Here is a 14,746-nt window from a genome sequence, read left to right on the forward strand (position 1 = left end):
AATAAGCGCCCTACACGGCGCAGTGGTATCCACCCGCTCGGGCGTCACGTTGACGTCGAGCCAGTAAGGGTGAATGAAGGTCAGGGGTGGGAGCCTGAAAGCCCGCCCCTTGTCGAGGGAAATGGCCTTCTTCGTCCCCGGCGGAGAGCCGGCGTTGCGGGCAACTGGACCCGACAACAGACGGTATTGTCGCATGAGTCGATAATCGGCGGTTCGGCGCACCCCTTTCCGGGCGAACGCGCAATCCCTCTCACCCTCTGAAATGCAAGCAATCTGATGGCCCAGTACGTCTACACCATGAACAAGGTCAGCAAGACCGTGCCGCCCAAGCGGCAGATCTTGAAGGACATTTCGCTTTCGTTTTTCCCCGGCGCCAAGATTGGCGTCCTGGGCCTGAACGGCTCGGGCAAGTCCTCGCTGCTGAAGATCATGGCCGGCATCGACAAGGAAATCGAGGGCGAGGCGCTGCCGATGCCGGGTCTCACCATCGGCTACCTCGAACAGGAACCCAAGCTCAACCCGGCGCACACCGTGCGCGAATCGGTCGAGGACGCGATGGGCGCCGTCTACGCCGCCAAGGCACGCCTCGAAGAGGTGTACGTGGCCTACGGCGCGGAAGATGCCGATTTCGACGCGCTCGCAGCCGAGCAGGCCGAGCTCGAAGCCATCATTGCCACCGCCGGCACGGATTCGGAGCACCAGTTGGAAATCGCCGCCGATGCGCTGCGACTGCCGCCGTGGGACGCCAACATCGGCGTGCTTTCGGGCGGCGAGAAGCGCCGTGTCGCGCTGTGCCGGCTGCTGCTGAGCAAGCCCGACATGCTGCTGCTCGACGAGCCGACCAACCACCTGGATGCCGAGTCCGTCGAATGGCTGGAAGTGTTCCTGCAGCGCTTTCCGGGCACCGTGGTGGCCATCACCCACGATCGCTACTTCCTGGACAACGCCGCCGAGTGGATTCTCGAACTGGACCGCGGCCGCGGCATTCCATGGAAGGGCAACTACAGCACCTGGCTCGAGCAGAAGGGCGAACGTCTGGCGCAAGAGCAGAAGAGCGAAGAAGCCCACGCCAAGGCCCTGAAGAAGGAACTCGAATGGTCGCGCCAGAACCCCAAGGCGCGGCAGGCCAAGAGCAAGTCCCGCCTGGCCCGCTTCGAGGAACTGAGCGACTACGAATACCAGCGGCGCAACGAAACGCAGGAAATCTTCATCCCCGTGGCGGAGCGTCTGGGCAACCAGGTGTTCGAGTTCAAGAACGTCAGCAAGTCCTTCGGCGACCGGCTGCTGATCGACAATCTCAGCTTCGAAGTGCCCGCGGGCGCGATCGTCGGCATCATCGGCCCGAACGGTGCCGGCAAGTCGACCTTGTTCAAGCTGATCGCCGGCAAGGAAAAGCCGGACAGCGGCGAGGTGGTGGTCGGCCAGACGGTCAAGATGGCTTTCGTCGACCAGACCCGTGACGCGCTCGCCAACGAGAAGACAGTATGGGAAGACATCTCGAACGGCCTCGACATCATCAACGTCGGCAAGTTCCAGATGGCGAGCCGTGCGTATGCAGGCCGCTTCAATTTCAACGGTGCGGATCAACAGAAGAAGGTCGGTACGCTTTCGGGCGGCGAACGCGGACGGTTGCACCTGGCCAAGACGCTCATCGCGGGCGGCAACGTTCTGATGCTCGACGAACCGTCGAACGACCTCGACGTTGAAACGCTTCGTGCGCTGGAAGATGCACTGCTGGAATTCGCGGGCTCGGTGCTGGTGATCAGCCATGACCGCTGGTTCCTCGACCGCATTGCGACGCACATCCTGGCGGCCGAAGGCGACAGCCAGTGGACCTTCTTCAACGGCAACTACCAGGAATACGAAGCCGACAAGAAGAAGCGACTGGGCGAAGAAGGCGCCAAGCCGCACCGGATGCGCTTCAAGGCGCTCAAGTAACAGAGCGCCAGTATCGGCGGTGCCGCAAGGCACCGAAGCTTCGCTACCTTTTCTCAGGCGGACCCCGGCGCAGGGTACGCGTCACCCGCGTCCTCATCGTTCTGCGCGCGCGCCAAGATGCGTTTGCGCACCGCATAGATGTTGTTGCGCAGCGCGTAGAGCTCGTCGGCGTAGGACAGCGGCACGGCCACCTTGTTGACGCGCCGGTCCAGGTCATCGAGTTCCTTGAGAAGCGCGTCGGGGTCGCCCCGGTGCGATTCGAGCCTGGCTTCCACGTCGCGCAACCGGGCATACCAGCGGAACACGCGCCGCCGCACGCGAAACTGATAAAGCGGCGGCACGATGCGGCTCAAGGGCAGCATCAACACCAGCAAGCCGCCCAGCACCAGCCACATCCGTTCCACGAGGTTGCTCGCCCAGAAGGGGAGATAGCGTTGCCAGAACGGCGGCGTGCCGTTGATCGCGCGGTCACCTTCGGGGCTCACCGGCAGTTCGCTCGTGCGCGTATTCGGGAAGTCGCGGGCGCGATTGAACCATCCTGCGCCGCCGTGCAAGGTCTGCGCGCTCTGCGCGAACAACTGCCGGATGGCCGGATGCGTCTCCTCGCGCGCCAGCAGCGACGTCGTCGCGGCGAGCAGCGACACGTCGTGCGAAGGAAGATCGGCGGCCAGGTCGACCACCCCGCGCGGCAGCGTCACGGGCTGCAGGAAAGCGAATCGCCGCGAATACGCGTCGCTCTGCGCGAAATCCAGCAACTGGATGTCGGGAGCGCGCAGCAGGCGCTGCACCAGTGGAGACTGCGGCGCGGAGGCCAGCACGATCACGTCGAGCAGGCCGGCCTGGAGCGCCTCGGTGGCGGGTGTCTGCTCGAGGTTCGACAGCTCCAGCGTGGCCGGGTCCATGTGGTTGGCGCGAAACATCCTGTCCATGATCTCGGGCACGCCGCTTCCGGCCTTGTCGACGTTGATGCGCAGATCCTTGAACTGCGTGAGCGAGGTCAATGTCGCGGTCTTGTGATCGATCTTGCGCGCGGCGTCGGTGCGATAGAAGAACCAGAGCGGCTCGAGGAACAGGCTTCCCAGGGAGGTCAGTCCAGCCTCCTGGTCCTTCACGGGATCGGCGCTCCCGCCGCGGACGAAGGCCACATCGGCTTCGCCGTTGCGAAGCAGTTGCAGGTTGTCCAATGAGCCGTCGGTCGGCTTGAGCACCACTTCGATGCCGTTGGCCTTGAGCGCTGTTGCATAGCGCTTGCCGAATGTGGCGTAGGCGCTGCCTGTGGGTCCGGTCGCCAATGTCACCTGCTTCGGCGGTTGCGGCTGGAGCCACCAGTACGCCGCGGCCAGCAACCCGACGACGAGAAAGATGACCGGACCGGCGGACGCGATCAGGTCGCGGATGGAGAGGAGGAAGAGTCGGATGGCTTGAGGCATGCGTGGACGTGGGAGAGGACTCTGGATCGAGGCGCTTGCGGCAGCGGCATTTTCAGTTGGATTCAGGCCGATCCTGGTTACAAAGCGCTCGCTGAGCATGTGGCACGGGGCGTTGGCCCGAAGATGTAGGCCGTCGCTTCATCCGAATGAAGGATTGATGGAGAAACGAGCCGCGCGTCCAATACGCGGACCATGACCTACCTCCACACTCGTTTGCTATTCGTGGGCAGGATCCTCACGGCGGTGCTTGGGATCTCGCTGCTCTTGCTCATCGCCGCGCACGACCTGTTTCCGCTGATTTCACCGGCGAAGCTGCTTCTCTTTGCGGGCGTCGGCGCCTTGCTGCTGATCGCGGTGGTTCATGTCTATGCCTTCGCCATCGCGGGCGGCTGGAGGAAGCTGGTTCAACCGAGGTCCCCAGCGCAAGGAAAGTAATGCTCGCCGATGCGGACGGTTTGCGCCGCCCGCACGGCGCGCACCGTCGCCAGCGCAACGACTTCGGCCGCCATCGTGCCCAATACCGTCATGCCCGGCGCGTCACCCTCCAGCGGGACGCGCCCCGTGGCGAGCGCGAACAAGGTGTCGCCGTCGCTCATGGTATGGACCGGATTGATCGAACGAGCCAGCCCGTCGTGCGCGACGGTGGCCAGGCGGTTGGCCTGAACCTTGGTGAGAACGGCATCGGTCGCGATCACGCCCAGCGTGGTGTTGGTGCCCGCGAGCAGCGGCTTGGGGAGTTCGCCGCGAAGGATGGCGCGGCGGGTGTCGAGCAATGAAGCGCCATCCTCGGTGCGCGCGCCGGCGACAACATGCGCCGTGTCGGGGTCGATCACGTCGCCGAGCGCATTGCAGGCAATCAGCGCGCCGACGGTCACCCCGTTGACCGTGACCGAGGCAGTGCCGACGCCGCCCTTCATCGCTCGATGGACGCCAAACAGCTTGCCGACGAGCGCGCCGCTGCCGGCCCCGACATTGCCTTCGGCCGGTGTCGCGGTCGAGGCCGCCTCGCAGGCCGCGTAGCCGGCTGCCGCGTCGGGCCGGATGCTTGCGTCGCCGACCGGCAGGTCGAACAGCACGGCAGCCGGCACGAGCGGCAGCGTGCCGTAGCGCACGTCGAGTCCGACGCCGCGCTCCTCGAGCCAGCGCATCGCGCCGTCCGCGGCCGCGAGGCCCCAGGCGCTGCCGCCCGCGAGCATCACCGCGTGAATGTGTTGAACGAAGTTGCCGGGCGCAAGGAGATCCGTCTCACGGGTGCCGGGCGCCGCGCCGCGCACGTCGACGCCGGCGACCGCGCCATCGCGGGCAAGAATGACCGTGCAGCCGGTAGGGCGGCGCGGGTCGCTGAAATGGCCGACCTCGATGCCGGCAACGTCGGTGATGGCGCCCGCGCGGGGTGCCGAAGGGGAGGGGGAATCGCGCATCGGACGATTATGGTTGCTCGCTGCCTGTTTGGCAGGCAACGCAGTGGCAAGCCGCATGGGGCGGTGCTTTGAGGGTGGCTGTCCTTCTTCAACCCACAACGTTATCCACAGAAGTCCGGCGTAACTTGTCGCACGCCGCGTGAACTGCCACGATGTCGGACATGGAAATCACTTGAGGGCAACCCGTGGTCAACCCAACACAAATCGCCGGACAAGGCTTGCGCATCGGCGAGGCCGCCGCACAAAGCGGCGTGAGCGCCGCCAACATCCGTTACTACGAGAAGGAAGGGCTCATCGAGCCCCAGGCGCGGAGCGACAACAGCTACCGCATCTACAGCGACGCCGACGTGCACCGCCTGCGTTTCATTCGGCTGTGCCGCGCCATGGACATGTCGCTCGACGAGGTGCGCACCTTGCTCGCGCTCGACCTGCGCAGCAAGGCCGATTGCGACGCGGCCTGCGTGGCGCTCGATGCGCACCTCGGCCACGTGCGTGAACGTCTGCGGGAACTGCGCACGCTCGAAAAAGACCTGATCGCCTTGCGCGACTGCTGCGACGGCACCGACGCGCAATGCCACATCATCGAGACCCTGCATGCGCGCGCGGACCGTCAACCGGCCGATCCGCCGCGCACGCGCGCGGCGCGTCACGTGTGACGCGGCAGCGCTGACGCCTCCGAGCGATTGGGCACGTCAGTGGAAGCCCACCGCGCGCTGAGTCGGCGCCTTCGTCAAAATGACTCCGGTTAAGAGTTTGGAGATGACAAATGCCACGCGAGCACGAGTATTGGTTTCCATCAAAGCGCTATGGTTGGGGGTGGGGCATTCCAACCTGCTGGCAAGGCTGGGCAGTGCTTGTCGCGTACTTCACGCTGCTCGGGTTGGCTTTGCTACTTTCCCGTCCAGACCGGGAGCCCTTCACCTTTGTCTTGCTTGTAATGGCCCTGAGCCTCGTTCTTGTCGCCGTGTGCTGGGTCAAGGGGGAGCCGCCCAGATGGCGGTGGGGCAAGGAATGAGAGGCCATTGCGTGCCCTTGCTGTAGGGTTGCGACATGAACCCTACGGCACTCGCCCCCATTCTCGACGTCAAGGATCTATGCTTTGCGCACCCAGGGCAGCCGGCGCTTGCGGCTGGATGGAGCGCGTCCATCGGCGCCGGGGTCACGCTGTTGTACGGCGACACCGGCAGCGGAAAGTCGACGGTCCTTCGATTGATTGCAGGCAGACTACCCGCTGAGGGCCGGCTGACCCTCGCAGGTGCACGCCTTGACGGAGAGCCCGAGGCCTATCAACGAAACGTGTTCTTCTGCGACCCGACGACGGTCGCATTTGATGAGGTCACCGCGGTTGAGTGCACCGCGTCGCTCAACGCCGGCGATGCGCGCTTCAGCGAGGCCAGGTGGCGATCCTTCATCGAGGGATTCTCCTTGACCCCGCATCTCGACAAGCCGATGTATATGCTTTCGACCGGGTCAAAGCGCAAGGTCTGGTTGGCGGCTGCGCTCGCATCAGGACGCGCACTCACGTTGCTCGATGAACCCACGGGCGGGCTCGACGCCGCATCGATTCGCTTCTTGTGGCGCGCATTCGCTTGCCTCGCCGAGCAGCCCGATCGGGCCATCGTTGTCGCAAGCGCCGCGCGAATCGATTCGGTCCCGCTTTCCGGTTCGATTGAGCTACCACTTCGTTCAACACGACATATCGGACCGCGTGACATGTGACTTCTGGGCAGCTACCGCTGTGACAATCTCGGAGGAGCTCAGCGCCACGGCGTTCAGCGATTCCGCGCGGGCAGCGGCATGCCTTGTTCGCCCATCACATCGCGGAGGATGGCCGGATCGTCGGTGATGATCCCGTCCACGCCCCAGTCCATCAGCCGGGCCATGTCGGCGCGCTCGTTCACCGTCCACGGCAGCACCTGAAGGCCGAGCGTGTGCGCCTCTTTCACGAGCGCGGGCGTGAGGTCCTTGAAAGCAGGCGACCAGATCACCGGGCCCTTGGCGTTGCCCGCCGCGGCCTTCACCAGACGAGGCGCCGAGCCGAAATCCTCGAGCCGCAGGCCCGCAGTCCAGCGGCTGTCTTTCAGCGTGCCCGCGCTCGTCAGGTAAGCGCGTGGCATTTGCGGCGCCTGTTCGCCGACCAGCGCGAGGGTGCGCCAGTCGAAGCTCTGGATCGTCACGCGCTGTGCCATGCCCGCCTTGTCGATCTCGGCCAGCAACGCGCGCACCATCTGGTCGGGCGCTGCGGTTTCGTCGGGGTGCGTGGGATCGACCTTGGTCTCGATGTTGAAGCGCACCTGGTCTGCGCCGAGTTTGCGGACGCCCTCGAACAAGGCGGCGAGCGTCGGGATACGTTCGCCGTCGCGCGGCAACTGCTTCGGGAAGGACTTGCCGTAGTTGGTCTGCGGGTTGATGAGACCCACGTCGTAGGTCTGCAATTGCGACAGCGTGAGGGTGCGCAAGGGCGGGCCCTTCGACGCGAGGAATCGGCCTTGCGTGTCGCGGGTGTGGTCGGGGTTCAGTGACGTGTCGTGCGAGATCACGACCACGTTGTCGGCCGTCAGTCCGATGTCGAGTTCGAGCGTGTTGACGCCCAAGGCGATCGCGTTGGAGAAGGCCGCAAGCGTGTTCTCTGGCGCGAGCGCGCGACCGCCGCGGTGCGCCTGCAGGTCGATGGCCGGTTTCGCTTCGTGCATCGTCGTCGCGCAACCGCCGAGCAACGAGCCTGCGAGAAGCCAGGGCAGGCACCGTGCGGCCAGGTTGCGCGGCGATTCGTTCATGCGTTCTCCGTTCTTATTTGAGTTGCACCGTGATGCCGTTGTCCTGCACCGTGATGTCGCCGATCTCGTAGGTCTTTCGCCCGACCGTCAGTTCCTGGGCCGTGAAGGTACGCAGAGGCTGGTCGCGCAGCAGTTCCTGGGCGACGACGGCGCCGATCCGCTGGAGCCGCTCTGCGTCGCGGCCGGTCACGCCTTGCAGTTCGAGCCGCTCGGCCTGCGGATTGTCGAGGCGCAATGCACGCGCAGGCGCGTCGTACTTGAGTCCGCTGCTGACGGCGACGACGCCCTCGACCGTCGAAGGGCGAAGCAGCGGGCTGTTGATGGTGAGTGTGGCGGTGATCGCGGCACGGTTTTCACGGGCGTCCAAGCCTAGCTGCGGATCACGCAGGCTCACCGTGAAGATCTCGGCGTAGTGCTTCTGTACCGGGAATTGCTTGGCGATCTGCGCCTGGAGTTCGTCGCGGCTGGCGGTGTATTCGCTGGTGAAGAAGTTGAAACCCGCCATCGCGGCGAACGAGGCGGGCATCGCGGTTGCGCCCAGCAGTGCGCGCAGCAGGAGACGTCGGGAACGGATCGGGGAGCGGTTGCGCATACCGCTCGGAGCTTGCCATAACCGGAGGGTTCCCCGGCCGTCCTGGCCCTCAGTCGTGCAGCGACGAAAGGAACTGTTTCAATTCAGCCGTCTGAGGATTGCCGAAGAGCTCGGTGCGCGGCCCCATCTCGTGGACGCGGCCCTGGTGCATGAAGATCACCCGATCGCTGACCTTCCGCGCGAAGCTCATCTCGTGCGTGACCATCAGCAGCGTCATGCCCTCGACGGCGAGCGATTCGACCACGCGCAGGACCTCGCCGACCAACTCTGGGTCGAGCGCCGAAGTGATCTCGTCGCACAGCAGCACTGCGGGCTCCATCGCCAGCGCGCGGGCGATGGCGACACGCTGCTGCTGGCCGCCCGAGAGCTGGTCGGGCATGGCGTCGAACTTCTCGGCGAGGCCCACGCGCGTGAGCAGCTTGCGGGCCTGCGAAGCGGCCTCCATCGTGCTGCGCTTCTTGACCAGCGTGGGCGCAAGCATCACGTTGCGTCCGACCGTCAGATGCGGAAACAGGTTGAAACTCTGGAAGATCATGCCCACGCGCTGGCGCAGTTCGCGCATTGCCATCGCGCTTTCGTGGAGCAACGGTTTGCCGTCCACCGTGAGCGAGCCCTCCTGGAACACTTCGAGGCCATTGATGCAACGCAGGAGCGTGCTCTTGCCCGATCCGCTCTTGCCGATGATGGCGATCACCTCGCCGCGCCTGACATCGAGGTCGATCCCCTTGAGCACTTCGTTGCTGCCGTAGGACTTGCGCAGCGCCGTGATGCGCACGATGGGCGCGGCGGTCGAAACGGGGGCCGGCGCGGGAGCTTCAGCGACGAGCGCCATGGAATTTCCTCTCGAGGTTCTTGGCGTACAGGCTCACGGGAAAGCACAGCACGAAATAGAGCAGGGCGACGCTTCAGCGGCAAGGCTTGTGCCGGCCGCATCTGGGATTCCGAGAGCCGCGTGTTGATCACGATGGACGCCTACTACCGCGCCGGCCATCTGATCGATCACAAGGAAAAGGCCGACACCGCGGTGAAGGAGGCCGCCAGCCTTGGCCAGCAGGTCGACAAGGTCCTGGTCTGGCAGCGCTGCTCGGGGAAGACCTCGAGCGCCACGCCGCTTGTCGAGGGGCGCGACGTGATCGTCAATGACCTGCTCGGCAAGTTCCGCGGGCAGCGTGTCGAGCCCGTGCCGCTGCCGGCCGAGGCGCCGCTGTTTCTGATGTACACGAGCGGCACCACCGGACGGCCGAAAGGTTGCCAACATTCGACTGGCGGCTACCTCGCCTACGTCACCTGGACGTCCAAGTACATCCAGGACATCCACCCCGAGGACGTGTATTGGTGCATGGCCGACATCGGCTGGATCACGGGCCATTCCTACATCGTCTACGGCCCGTTGGTGCTCGCTGCTTCAACGGTCGCGTATGAAGGCGTTCCGACCCATCCGGACGCCGGCCGGCCATGGCGCATCGCCGAACAACTCGATGTCAACATCTTCCATACCTCGCCCACGGCCATCCGCGCGCTGCGGCGCGACGGACCCGACGAGCCGGCGAAATACCAGCACCACTTCAAGCACATGACGACCGTTGGCGAGCCGATCGAGCCTGAGGTGTGGAAGTGGTACCACCGTACGGTCGGCAAGGGCGAAGCCGTCATCGTGGACACCTGGTGGCAGACCGAAACAGGCGGGTTCCTCTGCAGCACGGCGCCGGGCATCCACCCGATGAAACCCGGCAGCGCCGGGCCCGCGATTCCCGGCATTCATCCGGTGATCTACGACGACCTGGGCAAGGAACTCACCAGCGGTTCGGGCAAGGGCGGCAACATCTGTATCCGAAATCCCTGGCCGGGTGGCTTCCAGACGATCTGGAAGGACCCCGAGCGTTATGTGCGCCAGTACTACTCGCGCTACTGCAAGGACCCCGAGAGCAAGGACTGGCGCGACTGGCCCTACCTGGCGGGCGACGGGGCGGTGCAGGCGGCCGATGGGTACTACCGCATCCTCGGCCGCATCGACGACGTGATCAACGTCGCCGGCCACCGCCTGGGCACCAAGGAAATCGAATCGGCCGCGCTGCTTGTGCCAGAGGTCGTCGAGGCGGCCGTGGTTCCGGTGGCCGACCCCATCAAGGGCAAGGTGCCTGATCCCGGCGACGTGTCCACGCTCGCCAATCCGGAGGTCGTCGAACGGATCAGGGAGTCGGCCAAATAGAACCTGTTGCGCGTCACCAAATCCCTTCCCTACTATCAAGCGTGACGCACCTTCTTGGTCTTCGCAATGGCACCAAGCACCAGCTTCTTGACCCCAAAGCGCGCGCCAGGCTCATCGCCTCAAGCATCAATCGCTCACCATAGTGATGTCCCTTGTATTGCTCGCGGACGTACAGCCGCCTCACCTCGGCAACACTGGCATCGTGCTTCTGTATTGCGACACAACCGATGATTTCGCTGCCCTTTTCAAGCAACAGCAACACGCCAATCCGGAAAGGGCACCGAGACAAGACCATGGAGAGACGAGAGCATCAAGCATTTCGGAGGTCGGGGCGAGTGTCTGGTCCTGGGCCGGCAGCCGCCTCGCGGCTATTTTGACGCTTCGGCCCGTGTTTCACGGACTCGACAACTGGCTTCGAATCATCGATGACGCTACCGGGCTTCGATGTTGGCGGCGGCGTCAGCTGTCCGCCTCGTGTGCACTTCGCATTCCAATCCTGGGTCCTCATAGCCGCGACAACCGCCTCCCAGGCGCGTTCACCCTTCAACGGCCCAATCTGCCATTCCTCGAAAGAGCCCCGCGCGTTCCAGCATATGCGTCATCTGCGCTGCCGCGTGGATGGTCAAGTGGTGCCGGGTGAAGCCCGGCCGCGGAGAAATATAGGCCGCCATTTCGCGGGCAAGCACGCGCTGCGCGTCCGAGGAATCGGCGAGGAGCGAGATGACCAGATTCTCGAGCGCGATGATGCGGACCTGCAGCTGAACCAGTTCAGCGTTGGTCAACGCGGGGACAGTGGACTGCTCCTCTTCGCCATGTGAGGCCCATTGCGGTCCACATGCGCACGCACCCCCCTCGTTGTCCCATCGCGCAAGTGCCTGCTCGAGCAAGGTTCTGACGTCAGACGGTTTCGTGGCTGTGGACATAGGCGTGCAAGTGGAAATTGCGAACATTTAAACCCGAGCCGAAGCGTGGACCGTCGAAACCGACCGCCAAACCTAGCTGCGGGGTAAAGAACCAAGTACTGAACCTACTTCATCGTGACCTCCTCGACAAGGAACGCCCGCCGTTCGAAGGGCAGTAGGATGCAACTTGCGTCGCAACAGCGGTTCGCCTCGATGCGAAGCCTCAATGTTCGACAGCGCACGTACGGTTTGCCGGAATCACGCGCATACTGCACGAAGGAGTGTCTCTATGACCCCGGCCTTCCCGAGCGACGCGATAGAAAGCGAAACAACCTTTCGCTTGCTGGAAGAACCCAGCAGCGCGCTACTGAAGGGACTCGGCCGATGATGGCTGCAGGCCCCAAAATCGCCGAAGTTGCGCCTCCCCTGTCCGACGTCCGGACTATCGAGCGACTATCACCGTGGTGGCGGCGCGCGAGCCTCATCACGATGGCATTCGGCTTTGCCGTGCTGGTTCTGCTCACCTTCAAGGTCTACCACGAGGCTCCTCCAATTCCAGAGAAAGTTGTCACGTCGGATGGAACCCTCGTCTATACCGGAGCGGACGTCCAAGAAGGCCAGCAGGTTTTCCTGAAGTATGCGCTGATGGAAAATGGCTCCATCTGGGGCCATGGCGCTCTTCTGGGGCCGGATTTCTCGGCCGAGTTCCTTCACAGTTTGGCGCTGTACCAGGCAGAGAGCCTTGCGCGGCAGAAACATGGTGCAAAGCTTGAATCCTTGACGGTGACGCAGCGCGCCCTGGTCGAGGCCGAAGTGAGAACCGGGCTCAAGGACAACCGCTACGACCAGCAGAGCGCAGGCCTGGTGGTCGACCCGTCCTACCGAGAGTGGTTCGAAGGTCGGACACGCGCTTGGGAGGAGTACTTCTCATTGCCTGCGCACAACGGCGGGCTGCGGGCCAAGACAATTTTCGACCCTTCCGAGTTGAAGCAACTCAGCGCGTTCGTCGCATGGACGGCCTGGGCGTCGGTTGCAAATCGGCCGGGGACCGCGCATTCGTACACCAACAACTTCCCCTTCGACCCTGTCGCAGGCAACACGCCGCCGGCTGATGCAGTCCTGTGGAGCGCGTTGAGCCTCATCTTTCTGCTCGGCGGTACTGCCACGGTCCTTCTGGCATTCGGCAAATTCGACTACCTCGGCTGGAAGACCAGGCCCGGTTACCTGTATCCGAAGGTGCTCGGCGCCTCGGTCACGCCTGCCCAACGCGCGACGCTGAAGTATTTCGCGTTGGTGGCTGTCTTGGTCTTGGCTCAGACTTTGGTCGGGGGCGCCGTGGCGCACTACCGCGCGGAACCGGGCAGCTTCTATGGCTTCGACCTGGCAGCGTGGCTGCCCAGCAATCTGCTGCGCACCTGGCATCTGCAGTTAGCGATATTCTGGATTGCAACCGCCTATGTGGCTGGTGCGCTCTTCCTTGCGGCCGCGTTGGGCGGGGGCGACCCCCCTGGCCAGCGAAGAAACATCGATGCGCTGTTCTGGGCCTTGGCGACGGTCGTGATTGGCAGCCTGCTGGGGGAGTGGGCGGGAATGCGACAACTTCTGCCGCAACTGTGGTTCTGGTTCGGTCATCAGGGCTGGGAGTACCTGGACCTGGGCCGAGCATGGCAGATGATGCTGGCGGTGGCGCTCCTGTTCTGGTTCGTGCTACTTTTCCGGGCGGTGCTACCCGCACTGCACGACCCTGAGCGGCGAGAGATTGCGGCGCTGTTCTTATGTGCCGCCATTGCGATTCCCGTCTTCTACCTGCCAGCGATGTTCTTCGACGGGAGAACGCATTTTTCAGTCGTCGACGCCTGGCGCTTCTGGATTATTCACCTCTGGGTCGAGGGCTTCTTCGAATTCTTCGTGACGGTGATGGTTGCGATTATCTTTTTTCAGTTTGGCGTCGTGAGTCGCATCACCGCCACGCGCGTCATCTACCTCGATGCCATCCTCTACTTCGCCGGGGGTTTCATCGGAACTGGGCATCACTGGTACTGGACCGGACAGACGAGCTTCAATATGGCGGCGAGCGCCCTCTTTTCAGCGTTGGAGGTCGTGCCGCTCACCCTCATCACCCTGGATGCCTGGGACTTTGTCAGACTGTCGCGCCCCAGCTCTGACCCTGACCGTGAGCGAATCGAGGTGCCACACAAGTGGACCTTTTACTTCCTGATGGCTGTCGGGTTCTGGAACTTTGTCGGAGCGGGCGTCTTTGGCTTCCTCATCAACCTGCCCATCGTGAGCTACTTCGAGACCGGCACGCTCCTCACCATCAACCACGCCCATGCCACGATGATGGGCGTCTTCGGCATGTTGGGCATCGCCCTCATCGTCTTCGCCATCCGGCAGACCGTTGACGAGCCTCTTTGGAAGGTGCTTGAACGGTACGTCAGGGTCGGCTTCTGGGGCATGAACGGCGGCTTGGTGTTGATGGTCGTGCTGAGCTTGTTTCCGGCCGGTGTCTTGCAACTCGCGGACGTGCTCGAAAATGGCTATTGGCACGCTCGCAGTCAAGCGTATACGGCTGGGACGATTCCCATATTTCTGGAATGGAGCCGCCTGCCTGGGGACCTCGTCTTCATATTGCTTGGCGTCGTCCCTGTCACCATTGCGGCCGCTCGGGCTTACCTGGCAAGCAGAACTCCACCTACCGGTGCAGCGATGACCGTGCCTGCGATTCAACCTCACGCATAGGCGCACCCGCCATGGCTCGCTCGTCTCGTCCGGTCTTTCTGAACCCGTTCCAAATCCAGATGCCGGTGGGCGCCATCACCTCTATCGGGCACCGGGTGTCCGGTGTCATTCTCGCTGCGGGCGTCCCGCTCGGCGTCTATCTCTTGGCCCAGTCGCTGCGAGATGAGCAAGGCTTCGAGCGCGTCCTGGCGCTGCTGGGCCATTGGCCTGTCAAGGGCGGCGCGACTATTGTGACCTGGGCGCTCGCGCATCACATCTTCGCAGGCATTCGACATTTGTTGTCGGACTTCAACGTGGGCGCACCATTGCGGCTGGCGCGTCGAAGCGCCTATCTCGCAAATATCGGTGGTATCGCGGTCGCCCTGGCCATGGCGGTGCTCCTATGGTGAAAAGAGGATTCACGGGGTTGCCAGCGTGGTTGGTGCAACGCGTAAGCGCCATCTACATGCTGCTATTCATACTCTTCTCCCTCGCAGCCTTGGCCTTTCAGCCGAGGCGCACCTACCAGGACTGGCGGGCGTGTATCGCCGACCCGCTGGTCGGAATTGCCCTCGCCGTCTTCTTCGTCGCATTGTTCTCGCACATGTGGGTCGGCCTACGCGACGTGCTGCTGGACTATGCGAAGCCGGCCGGCCTACGCCGCACCTTGATTGCTGTCGTGGCGTTGTGCCTGCTGGGTCTGGCGGCGTGGGTCGCTCAAATCATCCTGGGCGCCAGAACATAGCCTCTTCCGTCTTC

16 protein-coding genes and 1 pseudogene are annotated in these 14,746 nt (G+C 63.8%); 9 read left to right on the top strand and 8 right to left on the bottom strand.

The window, feature by feature from the left end:
- The first annotated feature begins 276 nt into the window (after positions 1-276).
- Positions 277-1,938 carry an energy-dependent translational throttle protein EttA gene (ettA, locus tag AC1DHL_RS07050; RefSeq protein ID WP_478097344.1) on the top strand — a complete coding sequence of 554 codons (1,662 nt, stop codon included), beginning with the start codon at positions 277-279 and terminating at the stop codon, positions 1,936-1,938.
- A 53-nt stretch (positions 1,939-1,991) separates the two neighbouring features.
- Here the strand turns inward: ettA and AC1DHL_RS07055 are convergent, their stop codons facing one another.
- Positions 1,992-3,368 (bottom strand): TAXI family TRAP transporter solute-binding subunit, encoded by a 1,377-nt coding sequence (locus tag AC1DHL_RS07055; protein ID WP_478097342.1) that lies wholly within the window; start codon positions 3,366-3,368, stop codon positions 1,992-1,994.
- Between the two features lie 192 nt (positions 3,369-3,560).
- Between AC1DHL_RS07055 and AC1DHL_RS07060 the strand changes: the two genes are divergently transcribed.
- Positions 3,561-3,803 carry a hypothetical protein gene (locus tag AC1DHL_RS07060; protein ID WP_478161539.1) on the top strand — a complete coding sequence of 81 codons (243 nt, stop codon included), beginning with the start codon at positions 3,561-3,563 and terminating at the stop codon, positions 3,801-3,803.
- On the opposite strand, the gene AC1DHL_RS07065 is transcribed toward AC1DHL_RS07060, so the two are convergent.
- Positions 3,773-4,789, bottom strand: a complete 1,017-nt coding sequence (locus tag AC1DHL_RS07065; protein ID WP_478161540.1) for a P1 family peptidase — start codon at positions 4,787-4,789, stop codon at positions 3,773-3,775. The genes AC1DHL_RS07060 and AC1DHL_RS07065 overlap by 31 nt on opposite strands.
- 185 nt (positions 4,790-4,974) lie before the next feature.
- Here AC1DHL_RS07065 and AC1DHL_RS07070 point away from each other — a divergent pair, with 185 nt between their 5' ends.
- The 3 genes from AC1DHL_RS07070 (at position 4,975) to AC1DHL_RS07080 (ending at position 6,508) form a co-directional block, all read left to right on the top strand.
- A complete protein-coding gene (locus AC1DHL_RS07070) occupies positions 4,975-5,445 on the top strand; it encodes a Cd(II)/Pb(II)-responsive transcriptional regulator (RefSeq protein WP_478097336.1) in 471 nt (156 codons plus the stop codon).
- A 110-nt stretch (positions 5,446-5,555) separates the two neighbouring features.
- The gene (locus AC1DHL_RS07075; RefSeq protein ID WP_478097334.1) at positions 5,556-5,804 is read left to right on the top strand and encodes a hypothetical protein; all 249 of its coding nucleotides are present in this window, start codon (positions 5,556-5,558) and stop codon (positions 5,802-5,804) included.
- 35 nt (positions 5,805-5,839) lie between these two features.
- The gene (locus AC1DHL_RS07080) at positions 5,840-6,508 is read left to right on the top strand and encodes an ABC transporter ATP-binding protein (protein WP_478161541.1); all 669 of its coding nucleotides are present in this window, start codon (positions 5,840-5,842) and stop codon (positions 6,506-6,508) included.
- 53 nt (positions 6,509-6,561) lie between these two features.
- Here the strand turns inward: AC1DHL_RS07080 and AC1DHL_RS07085 are convergent, their stop codons facing one another.
- From AC1DHL_RS07085 to AC1DHL_RS07100, 4 genes and pseudogenes are all read right to left on the bottom strand, one after another.
- Positions 6,562-7,566, bottom strand: a complete 1,005-nt coding sequence (locus tag AC1DHL_RS07085) for a glycerophosphodiester phosphodiesterase (RefSeq protein WP_478097331.1) — start codon at positions 7,564-7,566, stop codon at positions 6,562-6,564.
- A 13-nt stretch (positions 7,567-7,579) separates the two neighbouring features.
- Complete coding sequence (locus AC1DHL_RS07090; RefSeq protein WP_478097329.1) at positions 7,580-8,158, bottom strand: DUF1439 domain-containing protein; 579 nt, start codon at positions 8,156-8,158, stop codon at positions 7,580-7,582.
- 49 nt (positions 8,159-8,207) lie between these two features.
- A complete protein-coding gene (locus tag AC1DHL_RS07095) occupies positions 8,208-8,990 on the bottom strand; it encodes an amino acid ABC transporter ATP-binding protein (RefSeq protein ID WP_478097327.1) in 783 nt (260 codons plus the stop codon).
- Positions 8,974-9,060 (bottom strand): annotated as a pseudogene (locus AC1DHL_RS07100) (amino acid ABC transporter permease); the annotation flags it as partial. The gene AC1DHL_RS07095 and the pseudogene AC1DHL_RS07100, both read right to left, overlap by 17 nt.
- 50 nt (positions 9,061-9,110) lie before the next feature.
- Between AC1DHL_RS07100 and AC1DHL_RS07105 the strand changes: the two are divergent.
- Positions 9,111-10,367 (top strand): AMP-binding protein, encoded by a 1,257-nt coding sequence (locus tag AC1DHL_RS07105; RefSeq protein ID WP_478161542.1) that lies wholly within the window; start codon positions 9,111-9,113, stop codon positions 10,365-10,367.
- A 13-nt stretch (positions 10,368-10,380) separates the two neighbouring features.
- Here the strand turns inward: AC1DHL_RS07105 and AC1DHL_RS07110 are convergent, their stop codons facing one another.
- The gene (locus tag AC1DHL_RS07110; RefSeq protein WP_478097323.1) at positions 10,381-10,662 is read right to left on the bottom strand and encodes a GNAT family N-acetyltransferase; all 282 of its coding nucleotides are present in this window, start codon (positions 10,660-10,662) and stop codon (positions 10,381-10,383) included.
- 241 nt (positions 10,663-10,903) lie between these two features.
- On the bottom strand, positions 10,904-11,149 hold the full coding sequence (locus AC1DHL_RS07115; protein WP_478097321.1) for a hypothetical protein: 246 nt from the start codon (positions 11,147-11,149) through the stop codon (positions 10,904-10,906).
- Positions 11,150-11,653: 504 nt separating this feature from the next.
- Between AC1DHL_RS07115 and AC1DHL_RS07120 the strand changes: the two genes are divergently transcribed.
- Genes AC1DHL_RS07120 through sdhD form a run of 3 tightly spaced genes read left to right on the top strand, consistent with a single transcriptional unit; the run spans position 11,654 to position 14,732 of the window.
- Positions 11,654-14,008 (top strand): nitric-oxide reductase large subunit, encoded by a 2,355-nt coding sequence (locus AC1DHL_RS07120; RefSeq protein ID WP_478161543.1) that lies wholly within the window; start codon positions 11,654-11,656, stop codon positions 14,006-14,008.
- Between the two features lie 11 nt (positions 14,009-14,019).
- Positions 14,020-14,397 (top strand): succinate dehydrogenase, cytochrome b556 subunit, encoded by a 378-nt coding sequence (gene sdhC / locus AC1DHL_RS07125; RefSeq protein WP_478097318.1) that lies wholly within the window; start codon positions 14,020-14,022, stop codon positions 14,395-14,397.
- Positions 14,391-14,732, top strand: a complete 342-nt coding sequence (gene sdhD, locus AC1DHL_RS07130; protein WP_478097316.1) for a succinate dehydrogenase, hydrophobic membrane anchor protein — start codon at positions 14,391-14,393, stop codon at positions 14,730-14,732. The genes sdhC and sdhD overlap by 7 nt, the downstream gene beginning before the upstream one ends.
- Positions 14,733-14,746: the final 14 nt, after the last annotated feature.

The sequence above is a fragment of the Variovorax sp. 10L426 genome (assembly GCF_056395305.1).